Genomic DNA, 18,171 nt, shown 5'->3' on the forward strand with positions numbered 1-18,171 from the left:
TACCCAAGAAGGACTACTAAAGTAGTCCTTTTGTGTTTTTGTGATTAGTGAGCTTGGGCTCTTTGATCTTATCGGATAGAGGGTATTGATGGAGCTTGTCGGCGTAAGATATATTGGCATCAATAACCTTTTCTCCAGATTTATTTTTTAAAAATGTATAATTATTAGACACTTTATCTAATACTCGGAAAAACTTTTCTTTTTCAGTTGTAATGACTAACCCTTTATTGGGTTCAAAAAATTCAAATATGGGAACACCATCTAGATGTTTGATAGCAATTCCCATCGCATGGAATTGTGATGAAAAATCACTGATGGTGTCCTGTTTCCTTTTTAAACGTAAGTCAATTTTTTGCTTGAACTGCTTTAGTGTCATTTTTTCATTGTAACTATATTCTGATATTTTTTTTGCGGAGCGGTATGGCTCATAAAAAATTCCATATTTTTTATTTTTATTCTCTAAAATTTTTTTTAGTAAACTAGTTTGAAAACATTCGGATAATTTAAAAAAGGATTCAATGCTATTAGCTGATAAATTATTTTGATAGTGATTAGAACACTTTTGTTTAACTTGTTTTGAGTGTTCTTTAATACAATCAATTTCAAAAGGCATTTTATCTTTCAATAAATTTTTTCTAAGGTTTGGAAAATAAGTATAAAAGTAGAGTTGCATTGTTAATTCATAAAACTTTAATGAATCTGTGCTAGACAGTTTATGAGATGAAGATTGAATTATATTTATTTTAAGTATACGTATTAAATAATTTTCAATAGTTTCATTATGATTTTGTGGTGGATAGCTAAAGTCACATCTTGTGTTATGGATATTGATAATTCTATCACTGAGCAATTGTATTTTTGATGCGGAATGAAATAATTTATTTATAAAGGAATTGCTTTTGTCTGTAAGGTTTCCTTTATTTTTAGCTAGTTTTATTTCACGATAAAATTCGGTGACGAAAGTTCGTTCATAATTAGCGTGAGCATAACGCAAGAATAGATGAGTTAGTCCATAGCAAAGGCCATCCTCAAGTTTTTTCATATTATCAATACCAATTATTTTTCTTGAAAATTCATTTTTTATTGTATTTTTATAGTGTTGAATAATTTTAGATTGATCGAATTTTTCATTCACTTTTATCGAATTAAACATACAGGCTCTTATATTAATAGATAATAATATCGAGGGTAATGATATTCAATGATAGAAAATACGCTTTCATATAGCGATGAAAAATAAAGGTCAACCAGTTTCCTGATTGACCTTTTAACGTAATGCTTAATAACAAAAATTAAGCGTTTTCGTTTTGTGCCGCTTGGATAGCAGTTAACGCAACAGTATAAACGATATCGTCTACCAGTGCGCCACGGGATAAGTCGTTAACCGGCTTACGCATACCTTGCAGCATTGGACCGATAGAGACCAAGTCCGCAGAACGTTGTACCGCTTTATAAGTGGTGTTACCGGTATTCAAGTCTGGGAAGATGAATACCGTAGCTTTACCTGCAACAGGTGAATTTGGTGCTTTAGATTTAGCCACATCTGCCATTACTGCAGCATCGTACTGTAATGGACCGTCGATCATCAAGTCTGGGCGTTTTTCTTGTGCTAAGCGAGTCGCTTCACGCACTTTTTCAACATCACTACCCGCACCGGAGTTACCTGTAGAGTAAGAGATCATTGCAACGCGAGGCTCAATACCGAAAGCTTTTGCTGAATCTGCAGATTGAATAGCGATTTCAGATAGCTGCTCTGCTGTCGGGTCTGGGTTAATTGCGCAGTCACCGTAAACAAATACTTGTTCTGGTAGCAGCATAAAGAACACAGAAGACACTAATGAGCTACCCGGTGCAGTTTTGATTAACTGTAGCGGTGGACGAATAGTATTTGCTGTGGTGTGAACCGCACCAGAAACCAAGCCGTCAACTTCGCCTTTCTCTAGCATCAGCGTGCCGAGAACTACGTTATCTTCTAGTTGTTCGCGAGCAACCACTTCGGTCATACCTTTGCTTTTACGCAATTCAACTAAACGAGCAACATACTCTTCACGAACTTTAATTGGGTCAACAATTTCAATACCAGCGCCCAATTCGACACCTTGAGACTCAGCAACACGACGGATATCTTCAGGATTACCTAAAAGAACACAAGTCGCGATACCACGTTCAGCACAGATTGATGCTGCTTTAACAGTACGTGGCTCATCACCTTCTGGCAGAACAATACGCTTGCCTGCTTTACGTGCCAGTTCTGTTAACTGATAACGGAATGCTGGTGGTGACAGACGGTTTGGACGCTCAGAATCCGCAACCAGAGATTCAATCCAATCGCTGCTAATATGGCGAGCCACATAGTTTTGAATTTTTTCAATACGCTCATGGTCATCAGCTGGCACTTCAAGGCTGAAACTTTGCAGATTCAGGGAAGTTTGCCATGTGTTGCTTTTAACCATAAATACTGGCAAGCCAGTTTCGAATGCTTGTTCACACAGTTTATGAATCGGAGCATCAATGTGGTAGCCGCCAGTTAATAAGATGGCACCAATTTCTACGCCGTTCATGGCTGCAAGTGATGCAGAAACTAAGACATCAGGGCGGTCAGCTGAAGTCACTAACAATGAACCCGGACGGAAATGTTCCAGCATATGTGGAATACTGCGCGCACAGAAAGTGACGGATTTAACGCGGCGAGTATTGATTTCACCTTCGTTAATCACTTCTGCATTTAAGTGTTTTGCCATATCGATTGCTCGAGTAGCAATCAGGTCAAAGTTCCAAGGGATGGCTGCTAATACAGGCAGATTTAATCCATTGAGCGCATTCGTATCGATATTCGCGATAGACGCTTTGGTTGAATCATCAAAGATTTCAGATAGGTCAGGGCGAGTACGGCCTTGATCATCAACAGGCGCGTTAACTTTATTAACGATAACCCCAATGATGCTTTCGTTGCGCTGTCCACCAAACTCATTACGAACCAATTCCAAACGCTCTTGCATTTGCTGAATTGAACTATTACCTGGTGCGGTAACAAAGACAATTTCAGCGCCAAGAGTCTTGGCAATTTCATAGTTGAGTGATTGAGCAAAAGAGTGTTTGCGAGTTGGAACTAAGCCTTCAATTAGAATAACTTCTGCATTTTTAGTGTGCTCATGGTAACGAGCCACAATCTCTTCCATCAGAACGTCTTTTTTAGAAGAGGTTAGCAGGGATTCTACATACTCCATTGTTAATGGCTCAACAATGGTCGTAATGCTTGAATGAGAGCGTAAAACTTCAGTAGTTTGATCTTTATTACCAGAAACGCGTGGTTGTGCGATTGGTTTAAACACGCTCAGTTGGACACCTTTTTGTTCCATCGAGCGGACGACACCCAAGCTGACGCTGGTTAAACCAACGCTGGTGCCTGTAGGAATTAACATAATTGTACGGGACACGGGAACCTCGTTTTTTGGTTACTCTAAAGCAGTACCGCCAGCATAAAGCTGGCGGCAAAAGTTTTTATGCTGTTAAACGTGCAGCATCTTGAGCAATCACCAACTCTTCATTGGTTGGGATAACTAATGCTGGGCGGCTGTTATCGGTGGTGATAACACCTTCTTTACCAAAGCGTGCCGCTAAGTTACGTTCGTGGTCATATTCGAAACCAAGAATAGCCAGTTTCTTCAATGTAATTTCACGAACTTGAGCGGAGTTTTCACCGATACCGCCAGTAAAGATGATAGCGTCAAGACGGCCTTCCATCAGCGCACTGTAAGCACCCACATATTTTGCAAGACGGTGGCAGAATACATCCATTGCACGAGTTGCATCTTCTTTCGTGCCATAGTTGTCTTCCACATAGCGACAGTCGCTAGTCACGCCAGTTAAGCCCAGTAAACCAGACTCTTTTGTCAGCATTTTGTTGATTTGATCAACGCTCATGCCTAATGAATCATGCAAATGGAAAATAATTGCAGGGTCGATATCACCGCTACGAGTTCCCATTACTAAACCTTCTAATGGAGTTAAACCCATTGAAGTATCAACACATTTACCATTAACGATAGCAGATACTGAACCTCCATTACCTAAATGGCAAGTGATAACATTCAGTTCATCAACAGGTTTGTTAAGTCTTTTGGCTGCTTCGCGAGAAACATAGTAGTGGCTAGTGCCGTGTGCGCCGTAGCGACGGATACTGTGTTCTGAATACAGTTCGTATGGCAGAGCATACAGATAAGCTTCTTGTGGCATTGTCTGATGGAAAGCAGTATCAAATACCGCAACGTTTTTAGTAATCAGATGAGGGAAAGATTTTCTTGCCTCTTCAATACCAATCAGGTGAGCAGGGTTATGTAATGGTGCAAATGGGATTGCTGCTTTGATACCCGCAATAACTTCGTCGTTAATGACAACAGAAGAGGTAAATTTCTCGCCACCATGAACAATACGATGACCAATAGAAGTAATTTGCGCTGAAAGTTCAGGCTTCTCAGCAAGAATAGTATTAACAATAAAGTTTAATGCTTCGCTATGCGCAGCACCTGCACCTAAAGGAGCTTCCTTTTTCGCGCCATCCATTTTCCACTTGATGCGGGCTTCAGGCAAATTAAAACATTCAGCTAAACCTGATAGAAATTCATCCCCATTAGTCGGATCGATGATTGCAAATTTCAGTGAGGAGCTACCGCAGTTTAAAACCAGTACCAGCTTACTTGACATGGAAATACCTATCGTTAATTGTTGTTGTGAAGCCTTTTTTAAACTAAAAGACTCAAATGTAAAAGTTAATTAGCTAGAGCCTAGCGCATTTGTTACTGAGTCATTCATGATGGATATCATGATTAACGTAAAAAATTGCATGGATCGGCAATTTTACAGGGTTTTATGAAGCTAACGTTGTGTAATGCTGTTAATTAACTGTAAAAAATAAATTAACGGCTTGGTGTTGAAATAACGATCAAAACCCCAATATATCACTGTTGATTACTTAACAAAGAGAACTATTAAGTCACATAGGTCAACAGGAATTCTAAATACGGTCGATTCTACTAAAATTATTTTATATTTTATACGTTTTTTTTAGAAATGGGGTCTTTGGTTGATTAAAATCATAAATGCCCTATAAAGTGCAGTTATAGCGATAAGTTAGATATTTGTGAGAATAACATGAGCATAGCGGGTTTTACTGAAGCCGGCTTGAGTTAAGCAAGATTTGAAAAAAGATTATTCGGATTCTGAGTGTGCGTTCACAATCAGTTTGGCGTAAGCTAAGAATAAATTGATAATATTTTGATTATAGCAGTAGGAAGTTATTGATGAGCACAATGCAAAATACACCCCCGGGATTTTTTAAGCGCTTCAGATTGGGTAACCATTATCTGAAAGTGTTTCCTATGGAAAAAAAGCTGACGCCACTATTTCCAGAGCTGCGTATTAATAAAGCTATTCGTTTCGGTATTCGATTTATGCCTCCGATTGCTATATTCACTCTCGCGTGGCAAATCGCCCTTGGGGGACAACTGGGTCCCGCCATCGCAACTGCATTATTTGCCTGTAGCTTACCAATGCAAGGTTTATGGTGGTTGGGAAAGCGCGCATCAACACCATTACCCGCAGGGCTATTAAGCTGGTTCTATGAAATTCGAGATAAGTTTACTGCGGCAGGTATTGCGGTGGCACCAGTGGAACAGCAGCCGGACTATATGGCGTTAGCTGAACTGTTGAGGAAAGCGTTTAAACAGCTAGATAACACGTTTATGGAAGATCTTTAATTTTCAGATTAGGCTTCTACTGCCCACTAAAATCAGTAAAAAGTTTGGATTAACAACAAGTAATATAAAAAGCCGGTCTAGATCAATAAAAGTGGCATTTTATCTGTGCATGATTCCTGTTGAATGCGAAGATTACCTAAAATTATCTACGGAGAGCTGTAATGGAAATGACCAATGCTGAACGCTTAATCTTATCAAATCAATATAAAATGATGACGATGCTAGATCCTGATAATGCGGAGCGTTATCGTCGTCTGCAAACCATTATTGAACGTGGGTTTGGTTTACAAATGCGTGAATTAGACCGAGATTTCAGTGAGCTCAGTGAACAAACATGTCGTACTGTTATTGAAATCATGGAAATGTACCATGCATTGCAAGTTTCTTACGGCAATATGGAAGATAAACATGGTGTCGATGCTCGTCGTGTCCAATTTTTAGGTTTTGACGCTGCGACAGAAGCTCGCTATCTCAGTTATGTTCGTTTTATGGTAAATACAGAAGGGCGCTATACTCATTTTGATTGTGGAACTCATGGGTTTAATTCACAAACACCTATGTGGGATAAATATTTGAGAATGCTGAAAATTTGGCAATCATGCCCACGACAATACCACCTTTCAGCGGTAGAAATTTCCCAGATTTTAAACGCATAATTTTCCATCGTTCTTTGGGTTACAGTCGTATTATTATGAATTCTTTGACTCGGGAGTATAACGATTATACTCCCGAGTTTTTTGCTTGTGATTCAGAGTGATCTAAAGTATTGATGAGAAAATAGAGTGTGATATAGGTATTGGACAAATGAAAAAAGGAATCGATGTGAAGCTAAAAGCAAAAGGTTTTTTATTTGATCTTGATGGAACGCTGGCTGATTCATTAGCGGTCGTTGAACGTAGTTGGTGCCTCTTTGGTGATAGGATCGGCGCTAACAAACAAGAAATCATCGATTTTATCCATGGGAAACCCGCAATGACAACTTTGCGCCATTTTCTTCCAGATGCAAATGAAGAGGAGCTACAAACTCATTTTCGTTGGTTAGAGAAACTGGAAAGCGAAGATACTGAGGGGGTAGTAGCTTTACCCGGTGCTATTGAACTCCTTTCCCGATTAAATCAGATTGGTGCACCTTGGGCTATTGTAACGTCAGGAACTGTCCCTATTGCCCATGGCCGACAAGTAGCAGCAGGTTTACCAGAGCCTAAACACTGGGTCACTTTTGAAAAAGTGTCGAAAGGAAAACCGGATCCAGAGCCTTTCCAACTCGGTGCGCTGAGCCTCGCTCTTTCACCAAAAGATTGCATTGCCTTTGAAGATGCTCCCGCAGGGATCCATTCTGCACTTAGCGCAGGTTGCCAAGTTGTGGCAGTGCATGCACCAGAAGGCATGCCACGTAGAAGTGAAATTGATATAATTATTAGTTCATTAGAGCAAATTTCTGTTACGGGACCTGACAATGATGGGTATTTTGAACTTTTAATGTCAAAAAACAGCGAATAGCGATCTAATCAAAGAAATTCTCCGTAAAACATGGTTAACTAAGCAAAATCTTTAGCCTGTTTTTTTTCGTCGAAAGGGGATATTTTGAACGGAGAATTGCTGTGGGTACTAACCCTCCTATTGATCGCAATTGTTTTATTCACCACCAACAAAGTTCGCATGGATGTGGTTGCCCTGTTAGTTATTGTCGCATTTGTGTTGAGCGACACATTGACTTTACAACAGGCAACAGCGGGCTTTGCTGATCCAAACGTCTTATTGATTGCTGCTCTATTTGTTATTGGTGATGGTCTTGTTCGTACCGGAATCGCTTATCAAATGGGTGACTGGCTTGTCCGAGTGGCAGGCAGCAGTGAAAGTAAAATGTTAGTTTTCCTGATGCTAACTGTTGCTGGGCTTGGTGCCTTTATGAGCTCAACAGGCGTCGTGGCTATCTTTATCCCCGTCGTCTTAAGTGTCGCTGCTCGTATGAAAACCTCACCAAGTCGCTTAATGATGCCCCTCGGTTTTGCTGGGTTGATTAGTGGCATGATGACACTGGTTGCAACTCCGCCGAATATGGTAGTCAACAGCGAATTAGTCCGTGAAGGTTTACCGAGCTTTCAATTCTTCTCAATTACACCGATTGGCATTTTAATTTTATTTGCTGGGATCGGTTATATGTGGGTGACGCGTCGTTGGCTAGGTAGCAATGAACCGGATAAACAGCCAGTAAAGTATCAACGGAGTTTCCGAGATTTGATCCGTGATTATAAATTAGCGGGTCGTGCGCGTCGTTTAGCAATCCGTAAAGGCTCATCACTCATTGGGCACACTTTAGATGAACTTCATTTACGTTCCCGTTATGGCGCAAACGTAGTAGGGATTGAGCGCTGGCGTAAATTTCGCCGTGTTATGGTAAGTGCTACCGGGGGAACTGAATTACGGGAGCGTGATGTATTATTAATTGATATCTCCGTTAGCGATGATGAATTACGTAAGTTTTGCAGTGAACAGCTTCTCGAACCGATGATCCTCCGTGGTGATTATTTCTCAGATCAATCCCGTGATGTGGGCATGGCCGAGGTTTCCATGAATCCGGACTCGGAGTTACTTGGCAAAAGCCTAAAAGAGATTAAGTTCCGTACTCGGTATGGGTTAAACGTGGTGGGTATCCGTCGAGATGGTAAGGCACTAGATGGTAAGCTGGTGGATGAATCACTGCGTTTAGGCGACATATTACTGGTCATAGGTGACTGGAAACTGATCCGTGTACTCTCTACTAAACCCCGTAACTTTATTGTATTGAATTTAGCTGCTGAAGTTGAAGCGGTTGCACCTGCATCCTCACAAGCCCCACATGCTCTGTTCTGTTTGGCATTGATGGTGGCGATGATGGTGACTAATGAAATTCCTAATTTTATTGCCGCATTGATAGCATGTTTATTGATGGGAAAATTCCGCTGTATCGATATGGAAAGCGCGTATAAATCGATTCACTGGCCGAGCATTATTTTAATTGTGGGGATGATGCCGTTTGCTATCGCACTGCAAGAAACTGGGGGGATAGCCCTTGCTGTTGATGCATTAATGAAAGTTGCTGGGGGATTAGGGCCACATGTGATGCTACTTTGCTTATTTATTCTGTGTGCCACCATTGGGCTATTTATATCTAACACCGCAACGGCTGTTTTAATGGCCCCCATCGCGATAGCCGCTGCTCGTCAAATGGATGTTTCTCCGTTACCGTTCGCCATGGTTATTGGTATTGCGGCTTCCGCGGCATTTATGACCCCCGTATCTTCCCCTGTAAATACGTTAGTATTGGGGCCTGGAGGTTATAAATTCTCAGATTTTTTGAAAATGGGGGTTCCATTCACCATTATTGTTATGATCATTAGCGTAGCCGTGATCCCTGTTTTATTCCCTTTTTGAACAGTAATAGGCTCTAACACGTAGAGCCTATTACATCATGAAAATTAATAACCATAATTAACAGTATTAAAATAAAAAGATACTGCTAATTATGGTTATTTTTATTTTAAGGAAAAATTTGTAGTCTATTTCCGTAAATTAATTAATTTTATATATCGGAGATATTATGAATATTACATTACCCAAAACAGGGTTTGTTACACTCGAAAATTACTGGGGTGAACATCTCAAGCGCGTGTATTTATCTCATACGGGATTTTTGACGAAAGTCAGAACGCACTTTGATATGCCTGATGGTACTATTTATAAGGATGCATTGATATTTCAATATCAATTAGGAATTGGTTCGCCAAAAGACTATTGGTACATGGAAATTGAAACATTATCAGGGAAAAAATATAGAACAAAAGATAATTTCTATTGTTCCATAAGTGAAGAGGATCATGGGCAGGTCACTATAGGTATGAATGGCGAAGAAAAGACAATGTACGTCAATTTCCCATCATCATCAGATTGTAAAACAAACTTGAATCTATATTAATACGAAGATTATAGAGGGGGGCGTTATGGTAAATAATACAGATATAGTACGTTACTATAATGGTAAGGCAACAATCGAAAATTTCTTTGGTGAAGAGTTAAAGTATATTTATGTACTACATTATGTTTCAGGACTTACCCATAAAGGAAGTGAAAGTAGACTTATTGATGAAAAATTTTTTAATAATTTACCTAATAAATCAATATCTGAGAATATATTTTCGTTTAAATATGAATTAGGTTTGCCTAATTCGTTTGACTATTGGTTTATTAAATTAGAAACAATAAGCGGTAAAACATATGCAACAAAGAAAAATTTCTATTGTTCAATCAAGGAAGAAGATCGTGGAAAGGTAATATTAGGTGTTAATGGTGAGGCGAAAACCTTGTATGTTGCCTTTTCATCATCATCAGGTTGTAGTACTAAGTTAATTGAAGAAAGCTAAGGTTTAATGCAAAAGGTGGGGATAATAGCGCCCACCTTTGAGTTAATTACTGATTTCATCTAAAGAGAGTGTAAAACTGGGAACAAAAATTTTCATAAAATATTCCATTTCTGGGCTATTTCTTTCTTTCAACATTTTTTCTAAACGCTTCTTGGCTAATGTAAACTCGCTATTTCCGGCTGAAAGCTCTTCTAAACATTTCAGATAGGCGCAAAGTGTATCTGCTTGTTTAACAATGAAATGATCTTCATCACTTTGCAAATCCTCCACTAATAATGCTTTAAAGTCTTCTTGGAGCTCTTCAGGCAACATATCTAACAGTTTTTGCTGAGCAAATTTCTCGATTTTTTTGTATTCATGAGCAATTTGCTGATTATGGTATTTTATTGGCGTTGGTAAATCACCAGTAATAACCTCGCTTGCATCGTGGTACATAGCAAATAAGGCAATTTTTTCTGGATTAACGTTTCCACTAAATTTACGATTTTTGATGATAGCTAGAGCGTGGGCAACCATAGCAACTTGTAGGCTATGCTCAGACACATTTTCTGTACGGACGTTACGCATCAGAGGCCAGCGATGAATGAGTTTCATTCTAGCGAGATGGGCAAAAAAGTAACTCATAAGACCCTCATTAATGATGAATTAATCTACAAAATTATAGCGCTATTACAACGAAAGAGATATCAGAATAATAGAATTTATTCGCTAATGGGTTGTTAGTTAAGACAAAGATAAAAATAATCTTCAATCAGAATAAAGAGGATTTAATAATGAAATTACTTTTTAAGCTAAAAAATACACAAATAAAGATGCTCATATTAAGATTATCTTAATTGTATTTTTATGCTTTATTGTAATTAATATTTGAATGGTTTATTTAAATCATTACAATCAAGGTAATATTTAATTGAAAATAATATTGAGGATGAAATGAAATATTTTCCAATAATTTTAGTTCTATTTTTCTTAGCCGCGGTTTATTTTATTTCTATTATTTAATTATCTAATAAAGACTCTCTTATTTAGATGTTTTATTTTTAGTTATAAATATAAAAATAGCCCATTATGGGCTATTTTTATTGGTTAGCTAACGTAGAAAGCTATTGGCGATAATTTTCTAAAAAGCGACCAAATTTGTTTATTGCCATTTCTAAATCATCAGCATAAGGCAAGGTAACGATACGGAAATGATCTGGGTGTGGCCAGTTAAATGCAGTTCCTTGCACTAACAATACTTTCTCTTGTAGTAGCAGGTCGAGGATCATTTTTTGGTCATCGTGAATATTGAAACGCTTAATGTCAATTTTCGGGAACATATAGAGTGCGCCTTGTGGTTTAACACAAGAGACTCCTGGAATTTGATTAATTAGTTCCCATGCTCGGTTACGCTGCTCATACAATCGACCACCTGGTTGGATAAATTCACTGATACTTTGGTAGCCCCCCAATGCTGTTTGGATTGCATGTTGCATTGGAACGTTAGCGCATAAACGCATTGATGCCAGCATTTCTAACCCTTCAATATAACCTTTAGCATGCTTCTTCGGACCATTTAAGACCATCCAACCTTGGCGAAAGCCTGCAACACGATAGGTTTTTGATAGGCCGTTAAATGTGACCGTCAATAAATCTGGGGCTAATGCGGCGATTGAATGATGCTGTGCATCGTCATATAAAATTTTGTCGTAAATTTCATCGGCAAAAATAATCAGGCTATGTTGACGGGCAATCTCGACGATTTCCATCAATAACTCTTTACTGTACACCGCACCCGTTGGGTTGTTTGGGTTGATGATGACAATACCACGTGTACGTGGGCTGATTTTTTTACGAATATCGTCAAGATCAGGCATCCAACCTTGCTGCTCATCACACATATAGTGAACCGCATTCCCACCTGACAGGGACACTGCTGCTGTCCATAATGGATAGTCTGGTGCTGGAACCAGCATTTCATCGCCATTATTTAACAACGCTTGCATCGCTTGTACGATTAATTCAGATACCCCATTTCCGATATAAACATCTTCAACCGTCATATCATGGATATCACGGGCTTGGTAATGTTGGACAATCGCTTTACGTGCAGAATATAAGCCTTTTGAGTCGCAGTAACCTTGAGAGCTTGGCAAATTACGTAGAACATCAACGAGGATTTCATCTGGGGCTTCAAAGCCAAACGGTGCCGGGTTACCAATATTCAGTTTGAGAACTTTGTTCCCTTCTTCTTCTAAGCGTTTAGCTTCTTTTAAAACTGGCCCACGAATGTCATAGCAGACATTATCGAGCTTATTGGATTTTGTTATGTTATTCATGATTCTCTCATTACCCTAGCGGGCTAACTGTATGATAGGGATGTTCCGGCATTATTACCTTACTCTACTCCTCCCTCGGAAGCTTTTGAAGATGCTAGATAATTTTTGGTGTAAAAGGTTGGTTTAGACATAAATGAGTTATATGCTATCTTAAAATATAAAATAAGTTAGATAAAGGTTTTGGTTTTTAATATTAAGTTGGAATCTAATTCTGTCAATTGACGTTGTTTTGGAGTTAGGGGGCCGGAAATACAACTAAATGACAAACATCGCAAAATTGTATCGCCTTGTAACATAGGATCTTAAATCATGAATCTAGAAATAAATTTAACCATTGATTGAGGCTTTTAGATTGGTTTTTAGCTTTTTTTGTTAGCGATATTGATTGTTTTAATGAGAATATTCTTAATGAAAATAGTATTTTAATATTTAGAGTATTGATAATTAATAAAATTGTTATTTTACATCATATGTTACACAAAGTGCTTACATTAAAATAATTGCAACTACATTAAATATGCTACTATTTAGCCTTACTCAACAGACGGGTGATAATTTAGTTCCTTAACTAAAAATGCATAATTAACGTTAGTGAGTAAAAATTGATTTATTTAATTATCATAGAGATATAGATAATTTTAGTATTACCAGAGTTGTGACCAGCAGATCTAAGGATTAGAGATGCTGAAATTAAGTTTTCTATAAAACTCGCTGATTCTCACGGAGGAGAGCAGAAACACCAGGTACCATAAAATTATATAAGAGAATGAACGATGATAAATTCAAATCGTCCCATAATGAATCTAGATCTTGATTTACTACGTACATTTGTCGCAGTGGCGGATCTAAATACCTTTGCTGCAGCCGCAGCGGCTGTATGTAGAACCCAATCTGCGGTTAGTCAGCAAATGCAACGTTTAGAGCAATTAGTCGGTCGGGAGTTATTTGCGCGCCATGGTCGTAATAAATTACTCACGGCTCATGGTTTGCAACTACTTGGTTATGCGCGTCAAATCTTGCGTGCAAACGATGATGCGACAGCCTCTTTAACCTATAACGACGCAGACGGTGAGCTAAGAATCGGTGCATCTGATGATACAGTTGATATCTTACTGCCATTTTTGCTTAATCGTATCGCCTCCGTGTATCCACGTATTGCGGTAGAAGTCCGCATTAAACGCGCCCAATACATTGAGTCCATGTTGGACAACCATGAAATCGATTTAGCACTAACAACCACGCGTATTACTCATCACCCTAAAACAGCATTAAGAACGGTGCCTGTTTTATGGCATAGCGCACCCGATTTCCAGTTGCGCCGTAATGAGCCAATCCCATTAGTGGTGATGGATGAGACAAACCCGTACCGTAAATTATGTACTCAAGCATTAGATGAAGCAGGGTTAGCATGGCATGTGGCGTATGAAGCAGCCTCATTACCGGCTGTTCGTGCGGCAGTGAATGCAGAAGTTGGTGTCACGGCTCGCCCAATGGAAATGCAAAATGCAGATTTACGTATTTTAAGTGAGGCGGATGGTTTACCTCGTCTTCCAGATATTCAGTATTGGTTATACAAAAATGCGGATGAACAAAAAGATTTCGTTTTAACCGTATTTAATGCGATTGAAAATAAAAAAATCCCTTACGCGGTAGCTCCAGCAGCAGAACCAACTGAGAGTAATGACCAATAAACTTAACTAAGCCCTTACCGATAAAATAGATTTTTTATCAGCGGTAGATGGCAAGTAAGCATAAAAATATCATCCGGCTGGGTTCAGTTAATTCTGACTCAGCCGTTTTTATTTAGAATTCTAGGTGTTGGCATTTCTTCTCCTTCTTAATATCTTTTTCATTCACTTAACCATACTGAATTTTAACGAGAGTTTCTCAATAATGATTCCCCTTACGAACCAAAAGGTTTAATGGACGTGACATCATTTTTTAATGGAAAATATTTAACTTAAAACCTTGTGTATATGAAAGTGAACAAGGTTTCTTTCTATTCGGTGATAAAATACACGGAATGCCCACTTAATAAGTATGGATTAACGCGTAAGAGCATGAAATAATTGTGATGTAGATGGCATAACACGAATTTCGTTAGTTAGTTAATGATTTGTTATGCTGTTAACAATATTTTTTTACTAAATTGATAAAATAGCGTTGAGTAGTCAGTGAGTTAGTTAGGTATTTGAATAAAAAATCGTTACAGATGCTTAAATTAAATTCGCTTACCATGTAAACAAATTGAGTATATTTTCAATAAATCTGTGCGTTAGATCAAATAAAAAGCACATTTTTTCATCTGTTAAGACAGGTTTTTCCTGAGATAATAGTGTAGTAAAAACGAATAATCAGTTAGACTAGTCAGCGTGTTTATTTGTGTATAGTCAAACTGACACGTTTTAGCAGACAATGAGTACTTTCTGTTATTCTAATGTTTTTTGTATGTAAAATGTTTGTAATAAATACGGGTCATTTTGTCTCATTTGAGCAAAATAACATGTAGTGAGAGAGGACAAACCAAACGCCAGTCTACTGGACTGATTTTAGTTTGGTGATCTTTTAGTTTGAAGATCAATGTTGGTCTTTCTTCTCTATTAACTGGGCAATTGTGGTGCAATGCTGCCGTGTTGTAAAAAAGAGCAGTGACGCACCATAAGTAATGAGTAAGCAACGAGTATGTCTACATCAATCCTAGAGTTAGCCCATAACTGGGGCTTTGCTATATTCTTTATCGGCGCTATTGGTCTTTGCGCTTTCATGTTGACCGCAGGTCATTTCTTGGGTAGCCGCGCCAAAGCCAGAGCCAAACACGTTCCCTATGAGTCAGGTATTGACTCTGTCGGTAGTGCTCGTCTTCGTATGTCCGCCAAGTTCTACTTGGTTGCGATGTTTTTCGTCATCTTCGATGTTGAAGCTATGTTCCTATTCGCATGGTCTGTTGCCATTCGTGAAGCTGGATGGGTTGGTTTCATCGAAGCCGCTATTTTTATCTTTGTATTGTTGGCGGGATTATTTTATCTGGTTCGCGTTGGTGCATTGGATTGGACTCCAGTCCGTTCACGTCGCGCAGTTAAAGGTCCTAGTAAAGTTATTAAAATCAGCAATCGTCATCCGCAGTAAAAAGCGAGGCATTATACAATGGATTATACGCTCACCCGCATAGATCCGAACGGTGAGAACGACCGTTACCCACTGCAAACTCAGGAAATCGTGACTGATCCCCTAGAGCAGCAAGTTGAAAACAGTGTTTACATGGGCAAACTTTCTCATGCACTTCACGATGTGGTCAACTGGGGACGCAAAAACTCCCTATGGCCCTATAACTTTGGTCTTTCATGTTGCTATGTAGAAATGGTGACATCGTTCACGTCTGTTCATGACGTAGCCCGCTTTGGTGCGGAAGTACTGCGTGCTTCACCTCGTCAAGCCGACTTTATGGTTGTTGCAGGAACCTGTTTCACCAAGATGGCACCTGTTATCCAGCGTCTTTATGACCAAATGCTAGAACCGAAATGGGTTATCTCCATGGGGTCATGTGCTAACTCTGGTGGTATGTACGATATCTATTCTGTTGTACAAGGTGTCGATAAATTTATTCCCGTGGATGTGTACATTCCAGGCTGCCCACCACGCCCTGAAGCCTATATGCAGGCTCTCCTTCTGTTACAAGAATCCATCGGCAAAGAGCGTCGTCCACTCTCTTGGGTCGTGGGTGATCAGGGTGTTTATCGTGCAAATATGCAGTCAGAAAGAGAAAGAAAACACGGTGAACGTATCGCAGTAACTAATCTGCGAACCCCAGACGAAATTTAAGGCTTTAAGCCATTCAGCGTAACAGAGCAATGTTGTTGCGAAATAATAAACCTGATCAAGCGTTATGGTGAAGAATGATGACAGATCAGAGAGCGCAAGCGAGTAGTACCCAGCCAGAATGGCAGACGCAGGATCACATTAATGACCCTGTGCTTCTGGAACTGCGCAATCAATTTGGCCCGGATGCCTTTTCTGTTCAAGCAACCCGTACTGGCATGCCAGTTATTTGGGTGCGTCGTGAGCAGCTGCTGGAAGTTGTAGATTTCTTAAAGAAACTACCAAAACCTTATGTGATGTTGTTCGATTTACACGGGGTCGATGAACGCCAACGTATTCATCGCCAAGGTCTGCCAGAAGCCGACTTTAGTGTGTTCTACCATCTCATTTCTATTGACCGAAACCGCGATATCATGCTGAAAGTTGCTCTCAATGAGAACGACTTAAATGTACCATCGATAGTTTCTTTATTCCCAAATGCTAACTGGCATGAACGCGAAGTCTGGGACATGTTCGGTATCACCTTCCAAGGTCATCCGAATCTGCGCCGTCTTCTCATGTCACCAAATTGGGAAGGTCATCCGCTGCGTAAAGATTACCCAGCACGTGCTACCGAATTTGACCCGTTTGTGCTGACGAAGCAGAAGCAGGATCTGGAAATGGAAGCGTTGACTTTCAAACCAGAAGAGTGGGGCATGTCACGAGGAAATGAAAACGAAGATTTCATGTTCCTGAACTTGGGTCCAAACCATCCATCTTCTCACGGTGCATTCCGCATCGTGTTGCAGCTCGATGGTGAAGAAATTATCAACTGCGTTCCTGATATTGGTTACCACCATCGTGGTGCTGAAAAAATGGGTGAACGTCAGTCATGGCATAGTTTTATTCCTTACACTGACCGTATCGAGTATCTCGGTGGTTGTGTAAACGAAATGCCTTATATCCTAGCTGTTGAAAAACTGGCGGGTATTGAAGTGCCTGATCGCGTGAAAACCATCCGCGTGATGATGTCTGAACTATTCCGTATCAATAGTCACCTTTTGTACATCAGTACCTATATTCAAGACGTTGGTGCGATGACGCCGGTGTTCTTTGCATTTACTGATAGACAAAAAGTGTACAACGTCGTTGAAGCGATCACCGGTTTCCGTATGCACCCAGCTTGGTTCCGCATCGGTGGTGTCGCTCATGACCTCCCTCGTGGTTGGGATAAATTGCTGCGTGAATTATTAGATTGGTTACCTAAACGCTTAGAGTCCTATGTGACGTCAGCGTTGAAAAACTCCATCTTAAAAGGTCGTTCTATTGGTGTGGCTTCATACACCAAAGAAGAAGCATTAGCTTGGGGTGTAACAGGGGCTGGTCTACGTGCAACGGGTGTTGATTTTGACGTACGTAAAGCGCGTCCTTATTCAGGTTATGAAAACTTTGAGTTCGATATCCCAATTGCCCATAACGGTGACTGTTATGACCGTGTGATGATCAAAGTGGAAGAGATGCGTCAGAGTATCCGTATTCTTGAGCAATGCTTGAAGAATATGCCAGAAGGCCCATTTAAAGCGGATCATCCACTGACCACGCCGCCACCAAAAGAGCGGACATTGCAGCATATCGAAACCCTGATCAACCACTTCTTGCAAGTGTCTTGGGGACCAGTAATGCCAGCAAATGAATCATTCCAGATGGTTGAAGCAACTAAAGGAATCAACAGCTACTACTTAACGAGTGATGGCAGCACAATGAGCTACCGTACCCGTATTCGCACCCCGAGTTATGAGCATTTACAGCAAATTCCGGCGGTGATTAGAGGCAGCTTGGTTTCTGACTTGATTGTCTATCTGGGTAGTATTGATTTTGTAATGTCGGATGTGGATCGCTAAC

Annotated in this window: 15 protein-coding genes; 10 read left to right on the forward strand and 5 right to left on the reverse strand. The window is 39.8% G+C overall.

Annotation, left to right across the window (positions count from 1 at the left end):
• Positions 1-16 precede the first annotated feature (16 nt).
• The 3 genes from PR761_RS01395 to ackA form a co-directional block, all read right to left on the reverse strand.
• Positions 17-1,153 carry a hypothetical protein gene (locus PR761_RS01395; RefSeq protein WP_154611174.1) on the reverse strand — a complete coding sequence of 379 codons (1,137 nt, stop codon included), beginning with the start codon at positions 1,151-1,153 and terminating at the stop codon, positions 17-19.
• A gap of 139 nt (positions 1,154-1,292) precedes the next feature.
• Positions 1,293-3,422: a phosphate acetyltransferase gene (pta, locus tag PR761_RS01400; RefSeq protein WP_154600492.1), complete on the reverse strand. Its 2,130-nt coding sequence runs from the start codon at positions 3,420-3,422 to the stop codon at positions 1,293-1,295.
• Between the two features lie 79 nt (positions 3,423-3,501).
• A complete protein-coding gene (gene ackA / locus PR761_RS01405; protein ID WP_154611173.1) occupies positions 3,502-4,704 on the reverse strand; it encodes an acetate kinase in 1,203 nt (400 codons plus the stop codon).
• Between the two features lie 596 nt (positions 4,705-5,300).
• Between ackA and yfbV the strand changes: the two genes are divergently transcribed.
• From yfbV to PR761_RS01435, 6 genes are all read left to right on the forward strand, one after another.
• On the forward strand, positions 5,301-5,756 hold the full coding sequence (gene yfbV / locus PR761_RS01410) for a terminus macrodomain insulation protein YfbV (protein ID WP_039855366.1): 456 nt from the start codon (positions 5,301-5,303) through the stop codon (positions 5,754-5,756).
• Positions 5,757-5,917: 161 nt separating this feature from the next.
• Positions 5,918-6,412 (forward strand): YfbU family protein, encoded by a 495-nt coding sequence (locus PR761_RS01415; RefSeq protein WP_006815546.1) that lies wholly within the window; start codon positions 5,918-5,920, stop codon positions 6,410-6,412.
• Positions 6,413-6,578: 166 nt separating this feature from the next.
• Complete coding sequence (locus PR761_RS01420) at positions 6,579-7,256, forward strand: sugar phosphatase (RefSeq protein ID WP_039855497.1); 678 nt, start codon at positions 6,579-6,581, stop codon at positions 7,254-7,256.
• An 84-nt stretch (positions 7,257-7,340) separates the two neighbouring features.
• Positions 7,341-9,170, forward strand: a complete 1,830-nt coding sequence (locus PR761_RS01425; RefSeq protein WP_112836997.1) for an SLC13 family permease — start codon at positions 7,341-7,343, stop codon at positions 9,168-9,170.
• Positions 9,171-9,336: 166 nt separating this feature from the next.
• Entirely contained in the window at positions 9,337-9,711 is a 375-nt protein-coding gene (locus tag PR761_RS01430) for a hypothetical protein (protein ID WP_006815543.1), read from the forward strand.
• Between the two features lie 25 nt (positions 9,712-9,736).
• Positions 9,737-10,156 carry a hypothetical protein gene (locus tag PR761_RS01435; protein ID WP_006815542.1) on the forward strand — a complete coding sequence of 140 codons (420 nt, stop codon included), beginning with the start codon at positions 9,737-9,739 and terminating at the stop codon, positions 10,154-10,156.
• 42 nt (positions 10,157-10,198) lie between these two features.
• On the opposite strand, the gene yfbR is transcribed toward PR761_RS01435, so the two are convergent.
• Both yfbR and PR761_RS01445 read right to left on the reverse strand, forming a co-directional pair.
• Positions 10,199-10,780, reverse strand: a complete 582-nt coding sequence (gene yfbR / locus PR761_RS01440; RefSeq protein WP_006815541.1) for a 5'-deoxynucleotidase — start codon at positions 10,778-10,780, stop codon at positions 10,199-10,201.
• A gap of 479 nt (positions 10,781-11,259) precedes the next feature.
• Positions 11,260-12,474 (reverse strand): pyridoxal phosphate-dependent aminotransferase, encoded by a 1,215-nt coding sequence (locus PR761_RS01445; RefSeq protein WP_006815540.1) that lies wholly within the window; start codon positions 12,472-12,474, stop codon positions 11,260-11,262.
• A 773-nt stretch (positions 12,475-13,247) separates the two neighbouring features.
• Between PR761_RS01445 and PR761_RS01450 the strand changes: the two genes are divergently transcribed.
• The 4 genes from PR761_RS01450 to nuoC all read left to right on the forward strand — a co-directional run bounded on the left by PR761_RS01450 (position 13,248) and on the right by nuoC (position 18,170).
• On the forward strand, positions 13,248-14,165 hold the full coding sequence (locus tag PR761_RS01450; protein WP_039855364.1) for a LysR family transcriptional regulator: 918 nt from the start codon (positions 13,248-13,250) through the stop codon (positions 14,163-14,165).
• 991 nt (positions 14,166-15,156) lie between these two features.
• Positions 15,157-15,600 (forward strand): NADH-quinone oxidoreductase subunit A, encoded by a 444-nt coding sequence (locus PR761_RS01455; protein ID WP_006815537.1) that lies wholly within the window; start codon positions 15,157-15,159, stop codon positions 15,598-15,600.
• Positions 15,601-15,618: 18 nt separating this feature from the next.
• Positions 15,619-16,293: a NuoB/complex I 20 kDa subunit family protein gene (locus PR761_RS01460; RefSeq protein ID WP_006815536.1), complete on the forward strand. Its 675-nt coding sequence runs from the start codon at positions 15,619-15,621 to the stop codon at positions 16,291-16,293.
• Between the two features lie 74 nt (positions 16,294-16,367).
• Positions 16,368-18,170 (forward strand): NADH-quinone oxidoreductase subunit C/D, encoded by a 1,803-nt coding sequence (gene nuoC / locus PR761_RS01465; RefSeq protein ID WP_006815535.1) that lies wholly within the window; start codon positions 16,368-16,370, stop codon positions 18,168-18,170.
• Position 18,171: the final 1 nt, after the last annotated feature.

The organism is Providencia sp. PROV210, assembly GCF_028479445.1.
GTDB lineage: Bacteria > Pseudomonadota > Gammaproteobacteria > Enterobacterales > Enterobacteriaceae > Providencia > Providencia rustigianii.

What these genes read in the sequence shown, in the direction of transcription:
- PR761_RS01395 (WP_154611174.1), bottom strand. Translation starts at nt 1,153, where the DNA reads ATGTTTAATTCGATAAAAGTGAATGAAAAATTCGATCAATCTAAAATT.
- pta (WP_154600492.1), bottom strand. Translation starts at nt 3,422, where the DNA reads ATGTTAATTCCTACAGGCACCAGCGTTGGTTTAACCAGCGTCAGCTTG.
- ackA (WP_154611173.1), bottom strand. Translation starts at nt 4,704, where the DNA reads ATGTCAAGTAAGCTGGTACTGGTTTTAAACTGCGGTAGCTCCTCACTG.
- yfbV (WP_039855366.1), top strand. Translation starts at nt 5,301, where the DNA reads ATGAGCACAATGCAAAATACACCCCCGGGATTTTTTAAGCGCTTCAGA.
- PR761_RS01415 (WP_006815546.1), top strand. Translation starts at nt 5,918, where the DNA reads ATGGAAATGACCAATGCTGAACGCTTAATCTTATCAAATCAATATAAA.
- PR761_RS01430 (WP_006815543.1), top strand. Translation starts at nt 9,337, where the DNA reads ATGAATATTACATTACCCAAAACAGGGTTTGTTACACTCGAAAATTAC.
- PR761_RS01435 (WP_006815542.1), top strand. Translation starts at nt 9,737, where the DNA reads ATGGTAAATAATACAGATATAGTACGTTACTATAATGGTAAGGCAACA.
- yfbR (WP_006815541.1), bottom strand. Translation starts at nt 10,780, where the DNA reads ATGAGTTACTTTTTTGCCCATCTCGCTAGAATGAAACTCATTCATCGC.
- PR761_RS01445 (WP_006815540.1), bottom strand. Translation starts at nt 12,474, where the DNA reads ATGAATAACATAACAAAATCCAATAAGCTCGATAATGTCTGCTATGAC.
- PR761_RS01450 (WP_039855364.1), top strand. Translation starts at nt 13,248, where the DNA reads ATGATAAATTCAAATCGTCCCATAATGAATCTAGATCTTGATTTACTA.
- PR761_RS01455 (WP_006815537.1), top strand. Translation starts at nt 15,157, where the DNA reads ATGTCTACATCAATCCTAGAGTTAGCCCATAACTGGGGCTTTGCTATA.
- PR761_RS01460 (WP_006815536.1), top strand. Translation starts at nt 15,619, where the DNA reads ATGGATTATACGCTCACCCGCATAGATCCGAACGGTGAGAACGACCGT.
- nuoC (WP_006815535.1), top strand. Translation starts at nt 16,368, where the DNA reads ATGATGACAGATCAGAGAGCGCAAGCGAGTAGTACCCAGCCAGAATGG.